15 protein-coding genes are annotated in these 20014 nt (G+C 70.3%); 12 read left to right on the top strand and 3 right to left on the bottom strand.

The window, feature by feature from the left end; translation table 11 throughout:
* Position 1: 1 nt before the first annotated feature.
* A complete protein-coding gene (locus G7071_RS18175) occupies positions 2–1990 on the bottom strand; it encodes a DUF7657 domain-containing protein (protein WP_166320763.1) in 1989 nt (662 codons plus the stop codon).
* Positions 1991–2196: 206 nt separating this feature from the next.
* Between G7071_RS18175 and G7071_RS18170 the strand changes: the two genes are divergently transcribed.
* Positions 2197–3141, top strand: a complete 945-nt coding sequence (locus tag G7071_RS18170) for a class I SAM-dependent methyltransferase (protein ID WP_166320762.1) — start codon at positions 2197–2199, stop codon at positions 3139–3141.
* Between the two features lie 46 nt (positions 3142–3187).
* Positions 3188–4423: a glycosyltransferase family 2 protein gene (locus tag G7071_RS18165; protein ID WP_206062848.1), complete on the top strand. Its 1236-nt coding sequence runs from the start codon at positions 3188–3190 to the stop codon at positions 4421–4423.
* Between the two features lie 105 nt (positions 4424–4528).
* Here the strand turns inward: G7071_RS18165 and G7071_RS18160 are convergent, their stop codons facing one another.
* The gene (locus G7071_RS18160) at positions 4529–5329 is read right to left on the bottom strand and encodes a glycosyltransferase family 2 protein (RefSeq protein WP_166320761.1); all 801 of its coding nucleotides are present in this window, start codon (positions 5327–5329) and stop codon (positions 4529–4531) included.
* A 316-nt stretch (positions 5330–5645) separates the two neighbouring features.
* On the opposite strand from G7071_RS18160, the gene G7071_RS18155 reads away from it, so the two are divergent.
* The 7 genes from G7071_RS18155 to proB all read left to right on the top strand — a co-directional run bounded on the left by G7071_RS18155 (position 5646) and on the right by proB (position 15265).
* Positions 5646–7394, top strand: coding sequence for an arabinofuranosyltransferase (locus G7071_RS18155; protein WP_166320760.1), 1749 nt, complete (start codon positions 5646–5648; stop codon positions 7392–7394).
* Between the two features lie 80 nt (positions 7395–7474).
* Positions 7475–8188 carry a TIGR03936 family radical SAM-associated protein gene (locus G7071_RS18150; protein ID WP_166320759.1) on the top strand — a complete coding sequence of 238 codons (714 nt, stop codon included), beginning with the start codon at positions 7475–7477 and terminating at the stop codon, positions 8186–8188.
* A gap of 364 nt (positions 8189–8552) precedes the next feature.
* Positions 8553–11726, top strand: coding sequence for an Rne/Rng family ribonuclease (locus tag G7071_RS18145; RefSeq protein ID WP_166320758.1), 3174 nt, complete (start codon positions 8553–8555; stop codon positions 11724–11726).
* 160 nt (positions 11727–11886) lie between these two features.
* Positions 11887–12198, top strand: a complete 312-nt coding sequence (rplU, locus tag G7071_RS18140) for a 50S ribosomal protein L21 (protein WP_166320757.1) — start codon at positions 11887–11889, stop codon at positions 12196–12198.
* 41 nt (positions 12199–12239) lie between these two features.
* The gene (gene rpmA / locus G7071_RS18135; RefSeq protein WP_166320756.1) at positions 12240–12494 is read left to right on the top strand and encodes a 50S ribosomal protein L27; all 255 of its coding nucleotides are present in this window, start codon (positions 12240–12242) and stop codon (positions 12492–12494) included.
* A gap of 99 nt (positions 12495–12593) precedes the next feature.
* Complete coding sequence (gene obgE / locus G7071_RS18130; RefSeq protein WP_166320755.1) at positions 12594–14150, top strand: GTPase ObgE; 1557 nt, start codon at positions 12594–12596, stop codon at positions 14148–14150.
* Positions 14147–15265 carry a glutamate 5-kinase gene (gene proB / locus G7071_RS18125; protein ID WP_206062847.1) on the top strand — a complete coding sequence of 373 codons (1119 nt, stop codon included), beginning with the start codon at positions 14147–14149 and terminating at the stop codon, positions 15263–15265. The genes obgE and proB overlap by 4 nt, the downstream gene beginning before the upstream one ends.
* 10 nt (positions 15266–15275) lie before the next feature.
* On the opposite strand, the gene G7071_RS18120 is transcribed toward proB, so the two are convergent.
* Entirely contained in the window at positions 15276–16541 is a 1266-nt protein-coding gene (locus G7071_RS18120; protein WP_166320754.1) for a hypothetical protein, read from the bottom strand.
* A 92-nt stretch (positions 16542–16633) separates the two neighbouring features.
* Between G7071_RS18120 and G7071_RS18115 the strand changes: the two genes are divergently transcribed.
* The 3 genes from G7071_RS18115 to G7071_RS18105 are packed head-to-tail and all read left to right on the top strand — an operon-like array spanning position 16634 to position 20006.
* The gene (locus G7071_RS18115; RefSeq protein ID WP_206062846.1) at positions 16634–17824 is read left to right on the top strand and encodes a cysteine desulfurase family protein; all 1191 of its coding nucleotides are present in this window, start codon (positions 16634–16636) and stop codon (positions 17822–17824) included.
* Entirely contained in the window at positions 17824–19017 is a 1194-nt protein-coding gene (mnmA, locus tag G7071_RS18110) for a tRNA 2-thiouridine(34) synthase MnmA (protein WP_166320753.1), read from the top strand. Before G7071_RS18115 ends, mnmA begins: the two co-directional genes overlap by 1 nt.
* Positions 19014–20006 (top strand): uroporphyrinogen decarboxylase/cobalamine-independent methonine synthase family protein, encoded by a 993-nt coding sequence (locus G7071_RS18105; protein ID WP_246210165.1) that lies wholly within the window; start codon positions 19014–19016, stop codon positions 20004–20006. Before mnmA ends, G7071_RS18105 begins: the two co-directional genes overlap by 4 nt.
* Positions 20007–20014 lie beyond the last annotated feature (8 nt).

Below are 20014 nucleotides of genomic sequence, written 5' to 3'. Positions count from 1 at the left end.
TTTAGCCCTGACCGCGCGCGTCACTGCCGACCGCGTACAGGAACTGCGGTTTGCCCGACCATCGGAACTTCCGCTCCAGCTTCAGGCATCTCTCCCGGTGGGGAGTGGAGGTGACGATCCAGCCGACGCGCAGGGACCTCGGCACCTCGCACGGGTGGACGCGGATCTCGATCACATCGGCGACCAGCGCCGCGATCACCGGCTCGGAAGTTCGCTGCTCCTCGAAGGCGACGGTGAGATAGCTGACGCCCCGGTTCCACGCGCCTTCGTACTTCCCATCGGGGTCGAGCTTCCGCCACTGCTGCTCGTTCGGGCCGCTGATCTGCCAGCCGGTGATCATCGGGGCGCCGTTGGCCACGAGCAGTGCCGAGGTCGTTGTCGAGTCGGCCGCGACGAACCTGCCCTCCGCGCGAGCCCGGTCTGCCAGGTTGTCCGCGATGCGGGCCGAGTCGCTGACTCGCAGGTCTCCCAGGCCGAACAGCACCGGGTTGACCTGCGCCACGGGATGGAGCAGCACGAGGCACGCCACCGCGACCGACAGTCCGCGCGGGTAGGCAGTGAGGAGCCACACCAGCGCGCCTACCACGAGACAAGTGATCACGACTGCAGAGGTCATCAGGCTTGGCAGGATGCTCTGCAGGTCGAGTAGACCGAAAGCCGTGGCCCCGACGCACAGGGCCGCCGGGACGAGCGCCGTCAGGCGGCCCGACTGGGGCGCCCGGCCGAGGGCGACAGCGAGCAGCATGGTCGATCCGAAGCCGACCGACTGTGCGGCGCGGCCAGGCGGCACGAGGTTGGCGCCGGGCAGGGCGGCGCCGAACGAGCCCCACGAGACCGTGCACCACAAGACCCAGAACCCGGTCGTGAGGGCTAGCCCGAGAACTGCGGCGCGCATGCGCGCTGTGGAGTCGGGCAGGCCACGGCGCAGCAGCCACAGCGCCCAGAGGCCGCACAGGGTGTATGCCGAGGTGATCTCGGGCGGGTTCAGGATCACCGGAGCCGCGCCGTCCTGAAGCTGGTGGAGCCCAGGGGCCCCAAGGATGGCCCACGCGTCCGCCATCACCCCCGTCTCACGCCGCTGGCCAGGGTAGAGGGTGTTGAGCGTCGCCTCGATCGCAGGCCGGTTCTGCAAGAACGTCGCCATGAGGACAGCAGCTCCGCTGGCGGCTCCGACGCCGAGCACGACGAATGCGGCGCGCCGCGGAGCCTCGCGGACGAGGTACAGCCCGGTCGCGATCACGAGCGGCAACCCGATGGTGATGTACCAGGGGACATAGTTCGTGCCGAAGCGAGCGAGCAGGGTGCCGCCGGCGGCCGCAAGTGCGAGGGCGCCTGCCCGACGTAGCGGAGTGCGACTGCGGTTGGGGGCCTGCACCCAGTGCTCGTGTGCCAGAAGGAGGAACAGGCAGCCGGCACTCGCGTGAGAGAGCAGTCGGACCGGGGTCAGCGACCACCACATCGTGACGGGGGCCAGGATGGACAGGGCCACAGCCAGCCAGGACGTGGACGCGCTGGCACCGAAGCGCCGCAGAAGTGGGGGCAAGGTCAGGGCCAGCAGAAGCAACGGAAAGCCGCGGACCGCCGCGAAGAGCTGTGCGTCGGGGAGCAGCGGGCCCAGGCGCAGGAGGTTGTTCTCCGCGAACAGCACCGACTCGGCCAGCTGTCCGGACGAGATCTGGAACGTGATGTCAGGTCCGCGCGCGAGCAACGAGTGGGTCGAACGGCCGGTCGCCAGGACCGCGAGCTCGTGCGAGGACTGGGTGAGGTACTCGTCGGAGCGGATCTCCCTTGCGGCCCCCCACTGCACGCCGCGCGGGTCTCCGGGATCCTCGCGGAGACCGTCGACACCGATGGAGGAGAGTGAAGCTCCGCTCAGCACGACCACGACATAGAGAGCGAGCGGGATGACGATGCCCGCGACAAAGCCCCACGACCTGCGGTTCCCGTCGGTCGGCGAGGTGCCGACCTCTGTTGCGCCGGCCTCGCTCATGTGTCTGTGTCCCGTGCCTCTCATCGAGCCGTGTCGCGCTGCTGGAAGGGGAAAGACTAGTGACTCGGGCCGTGTCGGCGCCGACTCGGGTCTCCCCAAGGGCACGGCGGGCCTACACTCCCGGGGTCCACAGTCGCGGGAAGAGGATCCACATGTCACATTCGTCCAGCTGTCCATTCTGCGCGCGCGGAGAGGGCGCAGATCCGATGGATGTGCGGGAGATGATGTTCGGCTGGGACGAGACCTTCACCTACCTCACCTGTCCCGACTGCAGCACGGTATGGCTCCCCGAGATCCCGGATGATTTGGGCCGCTACTACCCGCAGGACTACTACTCGGTCGACATCGACCCCGAGGACGCACTCGGACGGCCGGGCGTGCGGCAGTTCGCCTCGGCCGTCGCACGCTCGGTACTCTTCGGATCGTCCCGCCTGGCGTCGACGGCACGCCGTGCCGTGCGCATGCGACAGTTCCACAGCTATGTCACGGTGCTCGAGAGCATCGCCATCGCTGGTTTGTCCGATGGCAAGCAGACTCGCGTCCTCGATGTCGGCTGCGGGTCCGGAATCATGATCTATGCCCTGGCGCTGGCTGGGGTCGAGCGACCGATGGGCGTCGACCCATTCGCGCCGGCCGATCGGACCTTCAGCAACGGCGCGCTGCTGGTGCGGCGAGGTCTCGACGACCTCGAGGGCACCTTCGACCTCGTCATGTTCCACCACAGCCTTGAGCACGTGCCTGATCCGGCTGCCAGCCTTCAGTCCGCCGTGGCCAAGCTGGCTCCGGGCGGCAGGCTCCTCGTCCGCATGCCCACTGTCTCAGGCGAGGCCTATGAGACCTACGGCTCCGCCTTCTACGGTCTGGATGCCCCCCGTCACATCACCATCCCGTCGCGCGCAGGTGTGGATGCGCTGGCCGCGCGCGTTGGACTGCGTGTGGTCACGACCCGCGACGACTCCACCTCGTCGCAGTTCTGGGCCAGTGAGCAGGTGCTACGTGGGATCCCACTGATGGCGCCCACGTCACACATGGTCTCCGAGCGGAAGTCGCTGTTCACCAGGGCCCAGATCGATGCGTGGAACGAGCGTGCGCGAGCGCTCAACTCGACCGCTCGCGGCGACCAGTCAGCGTGGGTCCTCGAGCGCGCCTGACGCTCCCGGCTCCCCGTCGAAAGCCGTTGTCTCCTATCCTCCTGAGGTGTCCGCCAGTGCTCCCGCCACCCAGTTGCCCGACCACGTGACCGACGAGGCTGTCCAGATCGAGCTCTCGATCGTGATGCCGTGCCTCAACGAGAGCGAGACGCTCGCGGTGTGCATCCGGCACGCCCGCACCTTTCTCGCCACCTCGGGCGTCGTCGGTGAGGTGATCGTTGCCGACAACGGTTCGACCGACGGTTCGCAGCAGATCGCCGAGGAGGAGGGCGCGCGGGTCGTCAACGTCTCTGAGAAGGGGTACGGCGCAGCGCTGATCGGCGGGATCGCGGCAGCTCGCGGCACGTATGTCGCGATGGGCGACGCCGACGACAGCTATGACTTCGAGGGCCTCGGCCCCTTCGTCGCCGAGCTGCGCGACGGTGCCGACCTCGTGATGGGCAACCGCTTCCGCGGCGGCATCGAGCCCGGCGCCATGCCGAAGCTGCACAAGTACCTCGGCAACCCCGTGCTCTCGCTGGTCGGGCGGCTGTTCTTCAACGCCCCCGTCAAGGACTTCCACTGCGGTCTGCGCGCGTTCCGCCGCGAGTCCATCACTGCCCTGAGCCTGCGCACCACGGGCATGGAGTTCGCCAGCGAGATGGTCGTGAAGGCATCGCTCACCGGCCTGAACATCGTCGAGGTGCCGACCACGCTGCGCAAGGACGGTCGCAGCCGCCCGCCGCACCTCCGCAGCTGGCGCGACGGCTGGCGGCACCTGCGCTTCCTGATGCTGTACAGCCCGCGCTGGGTGTTCTTCTACCCCGGTCTCCTGCTCACTGCGATCGGCCTGATCGCCACGGCCGTGCTCCTGGCCGGGCCGGTCTTAATCGGTGACTTCGGCCTCGACATCGGAACGATGCTCTATGCCTCGGCGATCGCCGTGGTCGGCTACCAGGCGGTGTTGTTCTTCCTGCTGTCCAAGGTCTATGCACTCCACGAGGGCTTCCTGCCGGCCAGCGCGCGGTTCCGGACGCTGCAGGGGCGACTCAACCTGGAGAACATCACCGTCGCCGGTGGCGTGATCTTCGTGTTGGGCCTGATCTGGCTGGTCGTCTCCTTCGTGTGGTGGGGCGGCTCCGACTTCGGAGCTCTCGACCCATCCGACAGCGTCCGCCGGGTCATGCCGGCAGTCCTGAGCCTGATCATCGGTGCGCAGACCATCATGGCCGGCCTGTTCCTCTCGCTGTTGCGCATCCGGGTCGTGCACCCCGAGCCCGCGGTCGAGACAACTGAGGCTTGAGTCAGCGGCGGCGCAGGTCGTCCTTCAGCACGCGCCACTTGGTGCGACCGGCGGCTCCCTGTCCGTGCACCAGGTCGAGGGCTGCGAGCACCAAGAGATGTCCCCTCACAGTGATCCGGCGCCGCGCCGACCTGGCTGAGGCCGTCCAGCCCATCGGTCCGAGTTCGGCCGCCCGTGCCCGGAGGAGCGCGATCTCCTCAACGAACCGGGTCGCGTCCTGGGTCTGCAGTGACGTCTCGCTGCCGCCGTGGCGGCGATACTCCAGCAGCGGCGTGCGGATGGCGAACAGCCGCCCCCCTCCATGAGCGCGCGCGTCGTGAACTCCCAGTCGGGGACGAAGCGCAACGTGGCGTCGAACGGTGCGGGACCGACCACGTCGCGGCGCAAGCACATCGTCGGGCAGACGATGTAGTTGCCCGCGAGCAGCGCTGCGAGGTCGTCGTCGCCGACCAGCAGGTGGTCTTCCTTGCGGCGGGGGAGCAGTCCCTTGACGACGTCAGCCATCGTGCGGGTCGGCGCGCCGTGGCCATCGATGTTGACGGCATCGGTGAACAGCGCCGTGACGCCGGGTTCCCGCTCGGCCGCCGCGAGCACGCGCTCGGCGTACTCCGGCAGCAGTCGGTCGTCGCCATGCAGGATCGTGACGTAGGGCGTGGTGGCGAGCCGGACGCACTCGTTCCAGTTGCCGGCCAGGCCGAGGTTGCGCTCGTTGCGGACGAGCGTGATCCGAGGGTCGTCGAACTCGGCGATGACTTCGTCCGCGGGCTCTGGGCCCCGGTCGTCGACGACCAGGAGCAGCCAGTCGCAGACGGTCTGCCTGCGCACGCTCTGCACCGCTTCGCGCAGGTAGTCGCGACCTCGGTAGTAAGGAATCGCAAAGGTGATGCGGGGCTGTTCGGTCGGCACCGGCAGGACGGTAACCGACATCCCCCTCGCATCCACATGCGGAGAGATGGCGAGGTCCTTCATCGGCCACGTTCGAGACAGAGGAAGATGGTCCGCGGTTGCCCGGGGCACTTGACTAGAGTCGTGCGACACGGGAGGCAGACAGCACGCGAGGGGACATGTGAAGACGGAACTGGGCCGATCGCCGATGCGCGGACGAAGGCTTGGTGTGCGCCCGATCAGGGCGCGGGCCGCGGCTAGGAGGACGTGGCGAGAGCGCCTCGTCTCGCCGACGGCAGTCGCACTCATGGTGTGGATCGTTTGTGCCCCCCTCGCCATGCTGCTGGCACGACAGCTGGACCTCGACCCCATGACCGAGCAGGGGGCGTTCCTCCCGGTGGCCGTGCTCGCGGTGCTGGTCGTGGCCGGGGGCTGGGCGACCGCGTCTTGGCGCGCCGAGGAAATGGCCAGCGCAGTCGCCGCCGGTGTCTCGGGGGCCTGGGTCGCGTTCGCCCTTCAGGTCGCACTCACCGGAACGCCGTTCGGCTTTGCCGGGTTGCAGAGCGACAACGGCCGGACGACGGCGTCCGCGACCAAGTACTCAGTCTCCATGTGGTCGAGCGACACGTTCGTGGACGACCTGCCTTCTGAGTACCCACCGCTCTTCCCTTGGCTGATTGGCCGCGCCTCTGCCGTCCTGGACTACCCTGCGTGGCGCCTCGTCGGGCCGGCCGAGGTGCTGCTGATCTCCTTCTCGCTGGTGCTCGGCTACCTGATGTGGCGACGGCTGGTCGGGGGACCGGTCGCCCTGCTCTGCTCGATCATCGTGCTGCCCGTCTATGGCGTGCCGCTCAAGCCGTTCGCGGTTGCAGTGCTGGTGGTGTTCGCGCCATGGGCCGTCGCCACGTTCACCGAGTCGGTCCGCTTGCGCCTGCACTGGCTCCCAGCGGGGGTGATCGGGGGCCTGCTCGTGCTGACCTACCACGGGTGGCTCACCTTCGGAGCGTTCGGGCTGCTCCTGGTGATGTTCGCCGGCTGGCGGCGCTCCGAAGACCGACGAGGCTACCTGCGCCACGTGCTGGCGACGATCCTCGTCGCCCTTGTCGTGGCGTCCCCCTACGTCGTGCCGTTCGGCTGGGCTCTCTTGACCCGGGACGCCGGGCAGGCCGTGAGCGACCTCTTCGTGACGCCGGAGATCACCGACTCGAGCTTCCCCTTCTTGACGTCCGGGTTCATCGGGACGCTGCAGCTGATCGGGCTCGTCGGCCTTTTCCTGGTCCGTGCCACAGCGCAGTGGGCCCGGCCGCTCCTCCATCTCGTGGCGGGCGGATACATATTCTGGCTGGTGTTCGGTGTGCGCTTCGTCTTGACGGGGCACACGACGATGTTCTTCTACGTGGCTCGCCTCAACGGATACCTCCTGGCGGCGGCGGGCATCCTGGTGCTGTCACTGCTGCTCTCCTGGGCATTGGACAGGGGCGACCTTCGAGAGGAGGCGCGCGGGCTTGGACTCGTGCTTACTGCTCTGGTCCTGCTGTTCGGCGGCTTCACCTACTGGCAGGAGTGGCGACCGCGGCCCGTGATCGGGCCCGATGAGGCACGCAACTACGCGTCCATGGCCCACATGGAGCCGCTGCCGGACTGCACCTATCCGAAGTACATCGGGGCTCTCCCCGAGGTTCCGTGCCTCCCGGTGGAGGAGATCCGCCGGGAGGTCAGCACGGTGGTGGGGAAGGACGCCCGGCCGCACACCTTGGCCGGCGACGAACGGCTCTTCTCGTTCCTGCCCTGGCGTGCCTACATGGGAGTGGATCGGACGTCGGCGGGCACCTTGGTGCGTTTCGACGACCGGATGGCGGAACTGCGCCGGCTCACGACGATCAGCTCTCAGGACGAGTTCTCCGATGCCACCCGGGACACCGCGTTCGGCCCGATCGACGTCTTTGTGCTGGGCAAGGTGCAGGACGGCAAGAGGTGGGCCATGTGGGATGCCGAGTTCAACCCCGCACAGTTCTCCAGCGCTGACTGGCACGTGGTGGACCGCCCGGACTGGTCCGTTGCGGTCGCCGTGCGGAGGCCGAGCTGACTCGCCGATGCGTGGGCGCTCCACGGCCACCATCGGGCCGCGCGCGTGACTGCGCCGGCCCGCAGCTAGCCTGAGCCGCCATGGCACGCAAGGACCCACCCCAGCAACCGCCCCCGGTGCAGCGCCTTCGTGTGCGCTACGCCAAGCGCGGTCGTCTCCGCTTCACCAGCCACCGCGACTTCAGCCGCGCCTTCGAGCGCGCCGTGTTCCGTGCGCGCATCCCGATGGCCTACTCCTCGGGCTTCAACCCCCACCCTCGGATCTCCTATGCCGGCGCCGCCCCCACGGGCTCGGCCAGCGAGGCCGAATACCTCGAGATCGCGCTGGCGCAGGTGCTGGTCCCGGCCGAGGTCCACACCTTGCTCGACGAGGCGCTGCCGCCCGGCCTCGACGTGCTCGACGTGGTCGAGTCGCCCGGCGGGTCGCTCGCCGACCGGCTCGAGGCCAGCCGGTGGCGCATCGACGTCTCCACGCCCCCGACGGCCGTGACGACAGCCGTCTCGATGTTCCTGACCGCCGACGAGGTGCTGGTGGAGCGGATGACCAAGAAGGGCCTGCGCGAGTTCGACGCCCGCGCGGCCGTGCTGTCGCTGTCCGTGGCGGCGTCCCAGCAGCGGGAGGGGACGGCGCTGGAGCTGGTGCTGCGCCACGGTGTGCCCGCCGTACGCCCCGACGACGTGCTCACTGCCCTGACGGCCGTCTCCGGCACGGCCCTGGGGCAGGCGCCCCTCATGACCAGGCTTGCGCAAGGTCCGCTCGAGGAGTCCGGCGAGATCGGCGACCCGCTCGTCTGACGTATGCCGACCCGCGCCGACGATTCTCACGGTGCCGGGATCACCGGGCAGGTGTGCGATACTCGCCACGTTCGACGTGGTTGGTCCGCCAGGCACGCCGAGCCGACGACGTTCTCGCCTGGCCCCCTCAAGGTCAGGCACACCGGATGAAGGTCGACACCAGTTCCGCGACGCGGCTCGTGCATCAGTGACAGGGATGCACACGCACAGCCCAGCGACCGCGGAACGGTGGCCGACACGCATCAGGTGACGCACACGCGGAGGGTGTCGCCGCCACACGAAGGCTTTGCGTCCGAGCATCCTCCCGGGTCTCGAGGCGCCGACACGGCCCCGGAGCTGATCCGGCGCCGGCGAGGAGAGCGACATGCTCGACGACAACCCGAACGAGACCCAGGACCAGGGCAGCGCCGCGGAGTCCCCGGCAGCCACCGCCCCCGTCGTGAAGAGGACGACGCGCAAGACGGCCGCACGCAAGACCGCGACGGCGCCCACCACCGAGGCCACTGCAGAGCCCGCCGCGGCTGCCGCGCCGACGGCTGAGCCCAGCGAGGCCGCGCCTGCCGAGGCGCCAGCGGCGCCTGTGGTGAAGAAGACCACGCGGACGCGGTCGACCGCCAAGAAGGCCGCGGCCGAGAAGCCAGCGTCGACACCCGACGAGGCGGTCGACGGCGAGCCGGCTCCGCCTGCCAAGAAGGCTGCCGCCAAGAGGGCCACCGCCAAGAAGGCAGCGGCCAGGCCGAGCGCCGACGAGGCATCGACCGACAAGCCTGTCGCGAAGAAGACCGCATCCCGGCGCACCGCCAAGAAGGCCGCGACGGTCGACGTGCCGACCGACGCCACGTCCGCGACTGCCGTCGAGCCCGACGGCTCCGAGGCAGCGGACGCGCCCCCGACCGGCGCTCCCGTCCCGCTCTTCCAGCCGCCTGCCGTGACCACGCGCCGCCGGCGTCCGGCGGCCAAGACCGCCGCGGTCGAACCGGTCGCCGACGAGACGACCGACGAGAGCACCGACGAGAACACTGACGAGACGACCGTCGAGACGGCCGAAGAGACGCCCAAGCCTGCGAAGAAGAAGCCGGCCAAGAAGTCGGCCACCAAGAAGTCGGCGACAGCGACGCCGGACGCGGGCGACCCGCCGGCTCAGGTGAGCGACGAGACCGACGAGTCCGACGAGTCCGACGAGTCCGACGAGGATGGCGACGCCGGCGAAGCCAGCGACGGCACCGGCCCGGCACGCCGTCGCCGCCGACGTGGTGGGCGTCGCCGTCGCAAGGGTGGGGACTCCCAGGGCGATGGCTCGGGGGAGACCGACAACGAGTCGGACGCCGAGGACCAGACCGACGACGCTGCGACCGAGACGGACGGCGAGCAGGGCGAGGCCGGCGAGGGCACCTCACGTCGTCGCCGCCGCCGTCGCCGTACGGGCGAGGACGGTGCCGACGAGGGCGAGGACGACGCCAACACGGTGACCCGCGTCCGCAGCCGGCGTGCGGCAGAGGACCAGATCACCGCCATCGCCGGATCCACTCGGCTGGAGGCCAAGAAGCAGCGGCGTCGCGACGGCCGTGAAGCCGGGCGACGCCGCGCCCCCATCGTCAGCGAGGCCGAGTTCCTCGCCCGCCGTGAGGCCGTCGACCGGGTGATGGTGATCCGCCAGCGCAAGGACCTGACCCAGATCGCCGTCCTGGAGGACAAGGTGCTCGTCGAGCACTACGTCGCCCGCGAGTCCCAGACCTCGCTGATCGGCAACGTCTACCTCGGCCGCGTGCAGAACGTCCTTCCCTCGATGGAGGCCGCCTTCATCGACATCGGCAAGGGCCGCAACGCGGTGCTCTATGCCGGTGAGGTCAACTGGGCCGCGCTCGGCCACAAGGACGGACAGGCCCGCAAGATCGAGTCGGTCCTCTCGAGCGGTCAGCCGATCCTCGTCCAGGTCACCAAGGACCCGGTCGGCCACAAGGGCGCCCGACTCACCTCCCAGGTCAGCCTGGCCGGTCGGTTCCTGGTCTACGTGCCCGACGGCACCACCAGCGGGATCTCGCGCAAGCTGCCCGACACCGAGCGCAACCGCCTCAAGTCGCTGCTCAAGGAGATCGTCCCGGACACGGCGGGCGTGATCGTGCGCACCGCTGCCGAGGGGGCCAGCGAGGAGGAGCTCACGCAGGACGTGGAGCGGCTCAAGGCACGCTGGGAGGCCATCGAGGCCAAGACCAAGGGTGGCGCCCCGCAGCTGCTGTACGGCGAGCCCGACCTGACCCTCAAGGTCGTGCGCGACCTCTTCACCGAGGACTTCGCCAAGCTCGTCATCGAGGGCGACGACGCGTGGAGCACCGTCCAGGACTACGTCGCCCAGGTCGCCCCCGACCTGCAGGACCGGCTCGAGAAGTTCGAGCCCGCCACCGAAGGTCGGGCCAGCGGCAAGGACGTCTTCGCCGCGCACCGCATCGAGGAGCAGATCGCCAAGGGACTCGACCGCAAGGTCTGGCTGCCCTCGGGTGGCTCGCTGGTCATCGACCGCACCGAGGCGATGACCGTCGTCGACGTCAACACCGGCAAGTTCACCGGCTCCGGCGGCAACCTCGAGGAGACGGTCACCAAGAACAACCTCGAGGCGGCCGAGGAGATCGTTCGCCAGCTCCGCCTGCGTGACATCGGCGGCATCATCGTCGTCGACTTCATCGACATGGTGCTGGAGTCCAACCGAGACCTGGTCGTTCGTCGACTGGTGGAGTGCCTCGGACGGGACCGCACCCGCCACCAGGTGGCCGAGGTCACCTCGCTGGGCCTGGTCCAGATGACCCGCAAGCGCATCGGCACCGGCCTGCTGGAGGCCTTCAGCACCGACTGCCAGCACTGCCAGGGCCGCGGAGTCGTCGTGACTGCCGAGCCCGTGGAGCCCAAGGGCGAGGACGACGACGACCGTCGCAGTGGCGGTGGTCGACGCAGCCGAGGCCGTGGGCGCGGCGACGGCGGCTCACCCTCGCCATCCGGTGGCTCGGCGGCGACTCCGTCGCCGGCCGACGTGGCGGCCATGCCGCGTTCGGAGAAGCCTGCGGACACCGCGCCCGAGGTCGAGACCCCGGGAGCGCCGGCGACCCCTGACGAGCCGACCACGAAGGACACGCCGTCCGTCGACGTCCTCGTCGAGGAAGCGTCACCGGAGTCCCCACCGCCCGCTCAGTCGACCGAGACGCCTGCTGCGGCAGCCGACGTCGTGCCGGCCGAGGAGGTGCCCGCCGAGGAGGTCCCGGTCGAGGAGTCGCCCAAAGGAGCCGCGGGGGCTGCTGGGCCGGTGGCGCCGGCGGAGCCGGAGAAGCCGCGAGTCGTGACCCGCACGCGCCGTCGTTCGGCGACCCGCCCCGCTGGTCCGCCGGTCGTCCCGGCGTCGGTCGACGGTGCAGGCGCTCAGCCCGACAGCACCGCCGGCCTGCCGGCAAGCGCGCAGGGAGAGCTCGGCCTCGACCACGCCGGCTCTGCCGACGACACCCCCCACGTGGAGCACGTGCCGATCAAGAAGAGGGGCGCGCGCAAGCGCTGATCGGCGTCGCGAACCGGCTCCTGGGTCGACGTTTTGACCCAGTCGCCTCCCTCGCCGTAAAGTCGCTCCTTGTGCGCCTCGGCGTACCACCAGTCTTTTTACCTGATTTCACCGTGCCAGCCAGTGGCAACCGCTTGGACCTGAGGAGAGTGAGTCCGCCGTGTACGCAGTCGTGCGCAGTGGCAGCAAGCAGCAGAAGGTTGCTGTTGGCGACGTCATCGAGATCGACAAGATGGACCTGAAGGCCAACACGGTCGGCAGCACCCTGTCTCTCCCCGTGCTCATGGTCGTCGACGGCGAGAAGGTCACCGCGACCGGTCTCGACAAGGCCGCCGTGACCGTGGAGATCCTGGGGGCGACCAAGGGCCCCAAGATCATCATCCAGAAGTACAAGAACAAGACCGGCTACAAGAAGCGCCAGGGTCACCGCCAGAAGTACACCCAGGTCAAGGTCACCGACATCTCCCTCTGAGCGTCCGCTCAGACCCCGGCACTGCGAGAAGGACTGAACTCATGGCACACAAGAAGGGCGCCGCGTCCACCAAGAACGGCCGCGACTCAAACAGCCAGCGCCTCGGTGTGAAGCGCTTCGGTGGCCAGGCGGTCAACGCCGGCGAGATCATCGTGCGTCAGCGTGGCACCCACTTCCACCCGGGTTCGGGTGTCGGGCGGGGCGGCGACGACACGCTCTTCGCGCTGATCGCCGGTGCCGTGGAGTTCGGCACCAAGCGCGGCCGCAAGGTCGTCAACATCGTGCCTGGCGAGTGACCTGAGCCTCACGTCACGCACACATACTTCGACGAAGGGCGTCCCTAGACTTCTGGGGGCGCCCTTCGTGCCATTTCTTCTTCTTCCTAAGGACCTCCCATGGCAGTACCCACCTTCGTCGACCAGGTCACGCTGCACATCAGCGCCGGCCGAGGAGGCAACGGTGTCGCGTCGGTCCACCGGGAGAAGTTCAAGCCTCTCGGCGGTCCCGACGGCGGCAACGGCGGCCCCGGCGGCTCGGTGATCCTGCGCGTGGACCCCGACGTCACCACGCTGATCGACTTCCACCACGGCAACCACCGCAAGGCCGAGCACGGGGGGCACGGAGCCGGCGCGCACCGCAACGGTGGTCACGGTGCCGACCTGATCCTTCCCGTTCCCGACGGCACGCTGGTCAAGCGTCTCGACGGCGAGGTGCTCGGTGACATGGTCGGAGCCGGCACCGAGATGGTGATCGCCCAGGGCGGGCGCGGCGGCCTGGGCAATGCTGCCCTGGCGAGCAGCAAGCGCAAGGCTCCCGGTTTCGCCCTGCTCGGCGAGCCGGGCGACGAGATCGATGTCCGCCTCGAGCTCAAGGTCGTGGCAGACGTCGGCCTCGTCGGCTTCCCGAGCGCCGGCAAGTCCTCGCTGATCGCGGCGATGTCGCGAGCCCGGCCCAAGATCGCCGACTACCCGTTCACCACGCTGGTTCCCAACCTGGGCGTCGTCCGAGCCGGTGAGGTCACCTTCACCGTCGCCGACGTGCCCGGCCTGATCGAGGGTGCAGCCGACGGGCGCGGTCTCGGCCACGACTTCCTGCGTCACATCGAGCGGTGCGCCGCGCTCGTCCATGTCGTCGACACGGCCACCATCGAGCCCGGACGCAACCCGCTCGACGACCTCGACGTGATCGAGAACGAGCTGAGCAGGTATGGCGGGCTCGAGGACCGGCCGCGCCTGGTGGCCCTGAACAAGGTCGACGTCCCCGACGGCAGCCAGATCGCCGACATGGTCCGCGACGACCTGGCCGAGCGTGGGATGCGGGTCTTCGCCGTCAGTGCTGCCTCCGGTGAGGGGCTCCAAGCCCTGACCTATGCGATGGCCGACATCGTCGCGCAGGCCCGGGCGGCGGTCCCTGTCGTCGAGGCCACCCGGATCGTGCTGCGCCCCACCGCCGTCGACGGCGGTGGCGAGTTCGAGATCACCGAGTCCCCCGAGGGGTGGCGCGTGCGCGGTCCCAAGCCGGAGCGCTGGGTGCGTCAGACCGACTTCAGCAACGAGGAGGCAGTGGGCTTCCTGGCCGACCGGCTCAACCGGATCGGCATCGAGGACCGGCTGGTCAAGCTGGGCGCCCAGGAGGGCGACGCGGTGATCATCGGCCAGGAGGGCAACGCGGTCGTGTTCGACTTCAAGCCCAGCGTCGAGGCCGGCGCCGAGATGCTCGGTCGGCGTGGCGAGGACGAGCGGTTGCGTGAGGAGCGGCCCTCCGCGACCCGCCGCCGCGACATCCAGGAGCAGATGCCGGAGCGGTCGGAGAACGAGACCCGCGCCGACGTCGCGCGCCGCATCGACAGGTCCGGCAAGGCAGCGCCCAAGCAGACCAACAGCTCGGGCATCGGCCCGATGTCCTACGAGATCGGCTCGAAGGACGACCCCGACCGGGACGGCGAGGAGTGAGCGACCGCACCGACCTGGTGGGTCGGTCGCGCCGGATCGTGGTCAAGGTCGGCTCGTCGTCGCTCACCTCGGCCTCCGGCGGGATCGATCCGGAGCGCGTCCGCCGCCTCGTCGACGTGCTGGCCACCACTCGGGCAAGCGGCGCCGAGGTGGTGCTCGTGTCCTCGGGAGCGATCGCGGCCGGACTCTCGCCGCTGGGGCTGACCAAGCGTCCGCGCTCGCTCGCCGCCCAGCAGGCTGCTGCGTCCGTCGGGCAGGGGCTGCTGGCCCACCGCTACCAGGAGGAGTTCGACCGGCACGGTCTCGTCACCGGTCAGGTGCTGCTCACTGTCGACGACGTCATCCGGCGGGCCCACTACCGCAACGCCTACCAGACGTTCGCCAAGCTGCTCGAGCTCGGCGTGCTCCCGATCGTCAACGAGAACGACACCGTCGCCACCTCCGAGATCCGCTTCGGCGACAACGACCGGCTGGCAGCGCTCGTCGCGCACCTGGTCCACGCCGACCTGCTCCTCCTCCTCTCCGACGTCGACGGGCTCTATGACGGCCCGCCGTCGAGCCCCGGCACACGGCTGGTCCCGGCGGTGCGCTCGGAGGCCGACCTGGCGGCCGTCCGGATCGGGTCCACGGGCGCCGCCGGCCTGGGCACCGGGGGGATGGCGACCAAGCTGGACGCAGCCCGGATCGCCACCGGCGCCGGGATCCCCGTGATCCTCACCTCCGCCGAACAGTCCGGGGCCGCGCTCGCGGGCGACGAGGTCGGCACGGTCTTCTGGCCGACCGGCAAGCGCCGCCCGACCCGGCTGCTCTGGCTCGCGCACGCCAGCGAGCCCAAGGGCTCCCTCGTCCTCGATCCCGGCGCAGTCAGGGCCGTTGCCGAGCGCCGAGCCTCCCTCCTCGCAGCGGGGATCACGGGCGTCACCGGCGCCTTCGACGCCGGCGACCCGGTCTCGCTCGTCGACCCGGCAGGGGTCGAGGTGGCGCGGGGCCTGGTGAACTTCGATGCCGACGAGCTGCCGGGGCTGCTCGGACGATCGAGCCAGGACCTGAAGCGCGAGCTGGGGTCGGCATACGAGCGCGAGGTCGTGCACCGCGACGACCTCGTCGTCCTCTGAGTCGTCCCGCTCAGGAACCCCCGACCGCCCACACGGCGGCGGCCCGGGCCAGCCCGGCGTTGTCGAGACCGATCTCGCGCCGGAGGACTGCGTCGACCTGGGCCGCCGTGAGGGGTCCCGCCTGCCCGAGGCGGGGGCGCTCGGCGGTGAACGCGTCCATCAGGTCCCACAGGCTCTCAGGACCGCGGGTCGCGGCGAGATAGGTGCACGCGGCGGCTGCCAGCTCATAGCTGAGCTCGGGAACGGCGTAGAAGTCGACTCCGTTGGCCAGGGCGGGGACGGCCGTGCCGAGGCGTGCCACGACGTAGGCCGCCATGCGTCGTCGTTGCTCGGCGCTGTAGTGGGTGCGGGAGACGTATTCGGCGGCACCCTCCACCAGCCACGTGGGACTCGCCGCGTCCTTGGTGCCCAGCGCCACGTGGGCCACCTCGTGGCGAAGCAGGAACTCGCGCTGCAGGCCGTTGTGTGCCACGTCCGGATTGACGATGAAGCGGACGGCAGCGACCTCGTCGGAGCCGGGGCGCACCGGGACGGGGTAGGCCACGCCACCGGTCTCGAAGACCTGCATGGGGGTGCGCCTCTCCAGGCCGGTGAGGTCGGAGACGTCGTAGGCCACCAGCTGTCCGGACCAGTCCGGCACGGCTGCGAGGACCGTCTCGCGCGAGGCCTCGAGGTCGAGCATGACGGCATCTGCATAGAGGGCGGTGTCCTCGTCGAACAAGGCCAGGATCGAGCCGCTCTCGCGCACGACGACGTGGTCGAGGTCCCAGGGATCCGGGATCCACCCCGCACGACGGTCGCGTCCGGCATCGCGATCGTTGACGAGCGCCACCACGCCCTCGTCCTCGCTGAAGGTGTAGAGCAGGCGCTGCGTCACGCTGCGTTGCTCGTAGCCGTCGAGGCGCATGGTGAAGTCGACCGGCATGCGGAGCTCGCCGTCCTCCGGCGCGGCGTCGGTGGCGCGCCGGCCCACGGGCGCCAGGCGCACGTCGGTGACGGGCATCGCTGCCAGGTTGTCGAACCAGCGAGCCTGGGTGGCCACGAACTGGAGCGCATCGTCGTCCACGGTCGACAGGAAGTCGTCGCGATCGCCTCCTCGCAGCGCCGCGTCGCGTCGCTCGACGATGTCGAGGGCGGCGTCTCGGAACTGGCTCGGGCTCAGGGGCTCAGGCGGGGCCGGGCGGGCAGGCGGCGGGTCGCTCACCAACGTGCAGGCGGCGCAGGACAGTGCCGTGAGGAGGGACGCGACGATCCCCACCCTCGCCCCCGACCGCATGGGTCCAGCGTACGGGCAAGGACGACGCACAGTGTCGAGACGGCCGAGACGATGGGAGACGGGGACCTGCCCCCGCGTAGGCTTGGGCAGTCATGACCATGCCACCCGGGCCGCCCGTCTACCTCGACCACGCCGCGACGACGCCGATGCTCCCCGCCGCGATCGAGGCGCTCACCCAGCGGCTGGCGCAGGTCGGCAACGCCAACTCGCTGCACGCCTCGGGCCGAGGCGCCCGTCGGGTCGTGGAGGAGTCTCGCGAGACCATCGCCCGCGCCCTGGGGGCCAGGCCCGCCGACGTCGTCTTCACGGCGGGCGGGACCGAGTCGGACAACCTGGCGCTCAAGGGGATCTTCTGGGCCCGTCGTGCCGAGGACCCCCGCCGGGTCCGCATCCTCGCGTCCGCGATCGAGCACCACGCCGTCCTCGACCCGCTGGTCTGGCTCGCCGAGGCGGAGGACGCCGAGGTGGAGCTGATCGGAGTGGACGCACAAGCCCGGCTGCAGGTCGACGCGCTCCGGACGGCGATCGAGCGTGACCCTGCGTCGGTGGCCCTGATCTCGGTCATGTGGGCCAACAACGAGGTCGGCACTCTCCAACCGCTCGACGAGGTCGTCGCCCTGGCAGCCGAGCACGGCATCCCGGTCCACACCGACGCGGTGCAGGCCATCGGCGCCGTACCCGTCGACTTCGCCGCGTCCGGCGTCGACGCGCTGAGCCTGACCGGTCACAAGGTGGGCGGTCCCTATGGGGTCGGTGCTCTCGTCGTCCGCCGTGACCTGCAGGTCTCGGCGCTGGTCCACGGCGGTGGGCAGGAGCGCGACATCCGCAGCGGCACCCTCGACCCGCCGGCGATCGCCGGGCTGGCGGCGGCCGTGGAGGCATCCGTCAAGACGCAGGCCGAGCACGCCGAGCGGATCGGCTCACTGCGCGACCAGCTGGTGCGGCGAGTGATCGAGGTCGTCCCCGATGCACACCTCCACGGACACCCGGTGGATCGTCTTCCGGGCAACGCCCACCTGGGGTTTCCCGGTTGCGAGGGCGACTCGCTGCTGATGCTGCTCGATGCCCGGGGCATCGAGTGTTCGACGGGTTCAGCCTGCAGCGCCGGCGTGCCGCAGCCGTCCCACGTCCTGCTGGCGATGGGTTGTGACCCCGACCAGGCACGTCACTCGCTGCGTTTCTCGCTCGGCCACACCTCCACGGAGGCCGACGTCGACGCGTTGGTCGAGGCGATCGGTCCCGTGGTCGAGCGCGCCCGCGCGGCCAAGGCGGGCGTGCGCTGATGAAGGTCCTGGCCGCCATGTCGGGCGGGGTCGACTCGGCCGTTGCTGCCGCGCGCGCGGTCGCGGCCGGTCACGACGTCACCGGCATCCACCTCGCGCTGTCGCGCAACCCGAAGTCCTACCGCACCGGCGCCCGCGGCTGCTGCACGATCGAGGACAGCAACGACGCACGCCGGGCCGCCGACGTGATCGGCATCCCGTTCTATGTCTGGGACCTCTCCGACGCCTTCCACGAGGAGGTCGTCGAGGACTTCATGGCCGAGTACGCCGCCGGCAGGACCCCCAACCCGTGCCTGCGCTGCAACGAGAAGATCAAGTTCGCGGCGGTGCTGGACCGGGGGATGGCGCTCGGCTTCGACGCGGTCGCCACGGGGCACTACGCCCAGCTCCGCACCGGTGACGACGGGATGATCGAGATGCACCGCGCCCTCGACCACGCCAAGGACCAGTCCTACGTCCTCGGTGTCCTGACCCAGGAGCAGCTTGCGCACTCGCTCTTCCCGCTGGGTGACACCACCAAGGACGTCGTACGCCGCGAAGCAGCCGATCGGGGCCTGCTGGTCGCCGACAAGCCCGACTCCCACGACATCTGCTTCATCGCCGACGGTGACAACGCAGGCTGGCTGCGGGAGAAGCTGGGCGACCGCAACCCCAATACCGGCGGCGACATCGTCGACTCCGCGACGGGTGAGGTGCTCGGACACCACGAGGGCACGGTCGGCTTCACCATCGGGCAGCGGCGCGGGCTGCGGCTCGGGGTGCCTGCCCCCGACGGCAAGCCGCGGTTCGTGCTCGACATCGAACCTGTCTCCGGGACGGTCTCGGTCGGACCGCGCGCCGGGCTGCAGATCGACCGGATCACCGGCATCCGGCCCCGCTGGTGCGGCACCGTGCCCGAGGTCCTCGACGGTCCCGCGGTGACGGTCCAGCTGCGGGCCCACGGAGCGGAGCACCGGGCGGTCGTCGCCGTACGACCCGCCGGAGCGTCATCCGAAGGTGCACCCATGGGCGTGGCCTCGGACGGATCAGGGAGCGGCTCCGTCGAGATCGAGCTGCTCGAGCCGGCCGAGGGCATCGCGCCCGGACAGGCCGCCGTGATCTATGACGGCAGCAGGGTCGTCGGGTCGGCCACCATCAGTGGCACCGGTCGCAGCCACGCGCTGGCCCAGACCCTGCAGCGGGTCGCCACGTGAGCCTGGCCACCGGCATCGGATCGATGCCCGGCGACGACGACCGTGACTACGCCGAGGCCGTCCGCGTCGCCCTCGGGGAGCTGCCGGACCTGCCGTTCGTGCCCGAGGTCCCCGGTCGTGGGGTCGCTGCCGGCATGATCGGGCGCGCCCTGGCGGTCGTCGACGGCCTGGGCATCGACCTGCAGCCGGCCGGCTGGCGCCTGACCGACGCCTCGGGAGTCGACCACCGACGGGCCCGGTCGCTGCTGGCCCAGGACCTCGACCAGGTGGAGGAGCAGGCGCAGGGACGGACCGGTATCTTCAAGACCCAGGTGGCCGGACCGTGGACGCTCGCCGCGACGGTGGAGAAGCCGCGCGGTGACAAGGTGCTCTCCGACCACGGAGCGCGACGCGAGCTGACGCAGGCCCTGGCCGAGGGGCTGCGCACGCACGTGGCCGACCTCCGCCGCCGGCTTCCCGGCGTCGAGCGCCTGGTCGTCCAGGTGGACGAACCCATGCTGCCAGCGGTGATGAACGCCGCGGTCCCGACCGCCTCCGGCTTCGGCCGGCATCGCACCGTCCATCCGCCCGAGGCCTCGGCCGCCCTCGAGACGGTCCTCGGAGCCATCAGCGAAGCCGGTGCGGAGCCCTGGGTCCACTCGTGCGCACCGGGCGTTCCCTGGGGCATGCTCGCAGGTGCCGGGGCCCGAGGGCTGCTCGTCGACCACGACCTGCTCGGCCCGGCCGACCTCGACGCCCTGGCTCAGGCGCTGGACGACGGGCTGGTCGTCGGGCTCGGGGTGGTGCCGTCGACCGACCCCGTCGCCATACCGACCGATGCGGTCCTCACCGAGCGCGTGCTGCGCTGGCTCGACATGCTCGGCCTCGACGCCGGCGAGGTGGGGAACAGGCTCGTGATCGCTCCCGCCTGTGGTCTCGCTGGCGCCACGCGTGACTGGTCGCGGACCGCCCTGACGCTGGCCCGCAGCACAGCCGCCAACCTGACCTGAGCGGCTGC

The organism is Nocardioides piscis (assembly GCF_011300215.1).
Lineage (GTDB): Bacteria > Actinomycetota > Actinomycetes > Propionibacteriales > Nocardioidaceae > Nocardioides > Nocardioides piscis.
Note: the sequence above shows the minus strand (reverse complement) of the source record. Positions and strands in the feature narration are given on the sequence as shown.

Bases quoted from the DNA above. Each gene is read 5' to 3' on its own strand.
- G7071_RS18145 (WP_166320758.1), top strand. From the start codon at position 8,553: ATGCTCGACGACAACCCGAACGAGACCCAGGACCAGGGCAGCGCCGCG.
- rpmA (WP_166320756.1), top strand. From the start codon at position 12,240: ATGGCACACAAGAAGGGCGCCGCGTCCACCAAGAACGGCCGCGACTCA.
- G7071_RS18175 (WP_166320763.1), bottom strand. From the start codon at position 1,990: ATGAGCGAGGCCGGCGCAACAGAGGTCGGCACCTCGCCGACCGACGGG.
- obgE (WP_166320755.1), top strand. From the start codon at position 12,594: ATGGCAGTACCCACCTTCGTCGACCAGGTCACGCTGCACATCAGCGCC.
- G7071_RS18120 (WP_166320754.1), bottom strand. From the start codon at position 16,541: ATGCGGTCGGGGGCGAGGGTGGGGATCGTCGCGTCCCTCCTCACGGCA.
- G7071_RS18155 (WP_166320760.1), top strand. From the start codon at position 5,646: ATGCTGCTGGCACGACAGCTGGACCTCGACCCCATGACCGAGCAGGGG.
- G7071_RS18170 (WP_166320762.1), top strand. From the start codon at position 2,197: ATGGATGTGCGGGAGATGATGTTCGGCTGGGACGAGACCTTCACCTAC.
- G7071_RS18115 (WP_206062846.1), top strand. From the start codon at position 16,634: ATGACCATGCCACCCGGGCCGCCCGTCTACCTCGACCACGCCGCGACG.
- G7071_RS18150 (WP_166320759.1), top strand. From the start codon at position 7,475: ATGGCACGCAAGGACCCACCCCAGCAACCGCCCCCGGTGCAGCGCCTT.
- mnmA (WP_166320753.1), top strand. From the start codon at position 17,824: ATGAAGGTCCTGGCCGCCATGTCGGGCGGGGTCGACTCGGCCGTTGCT.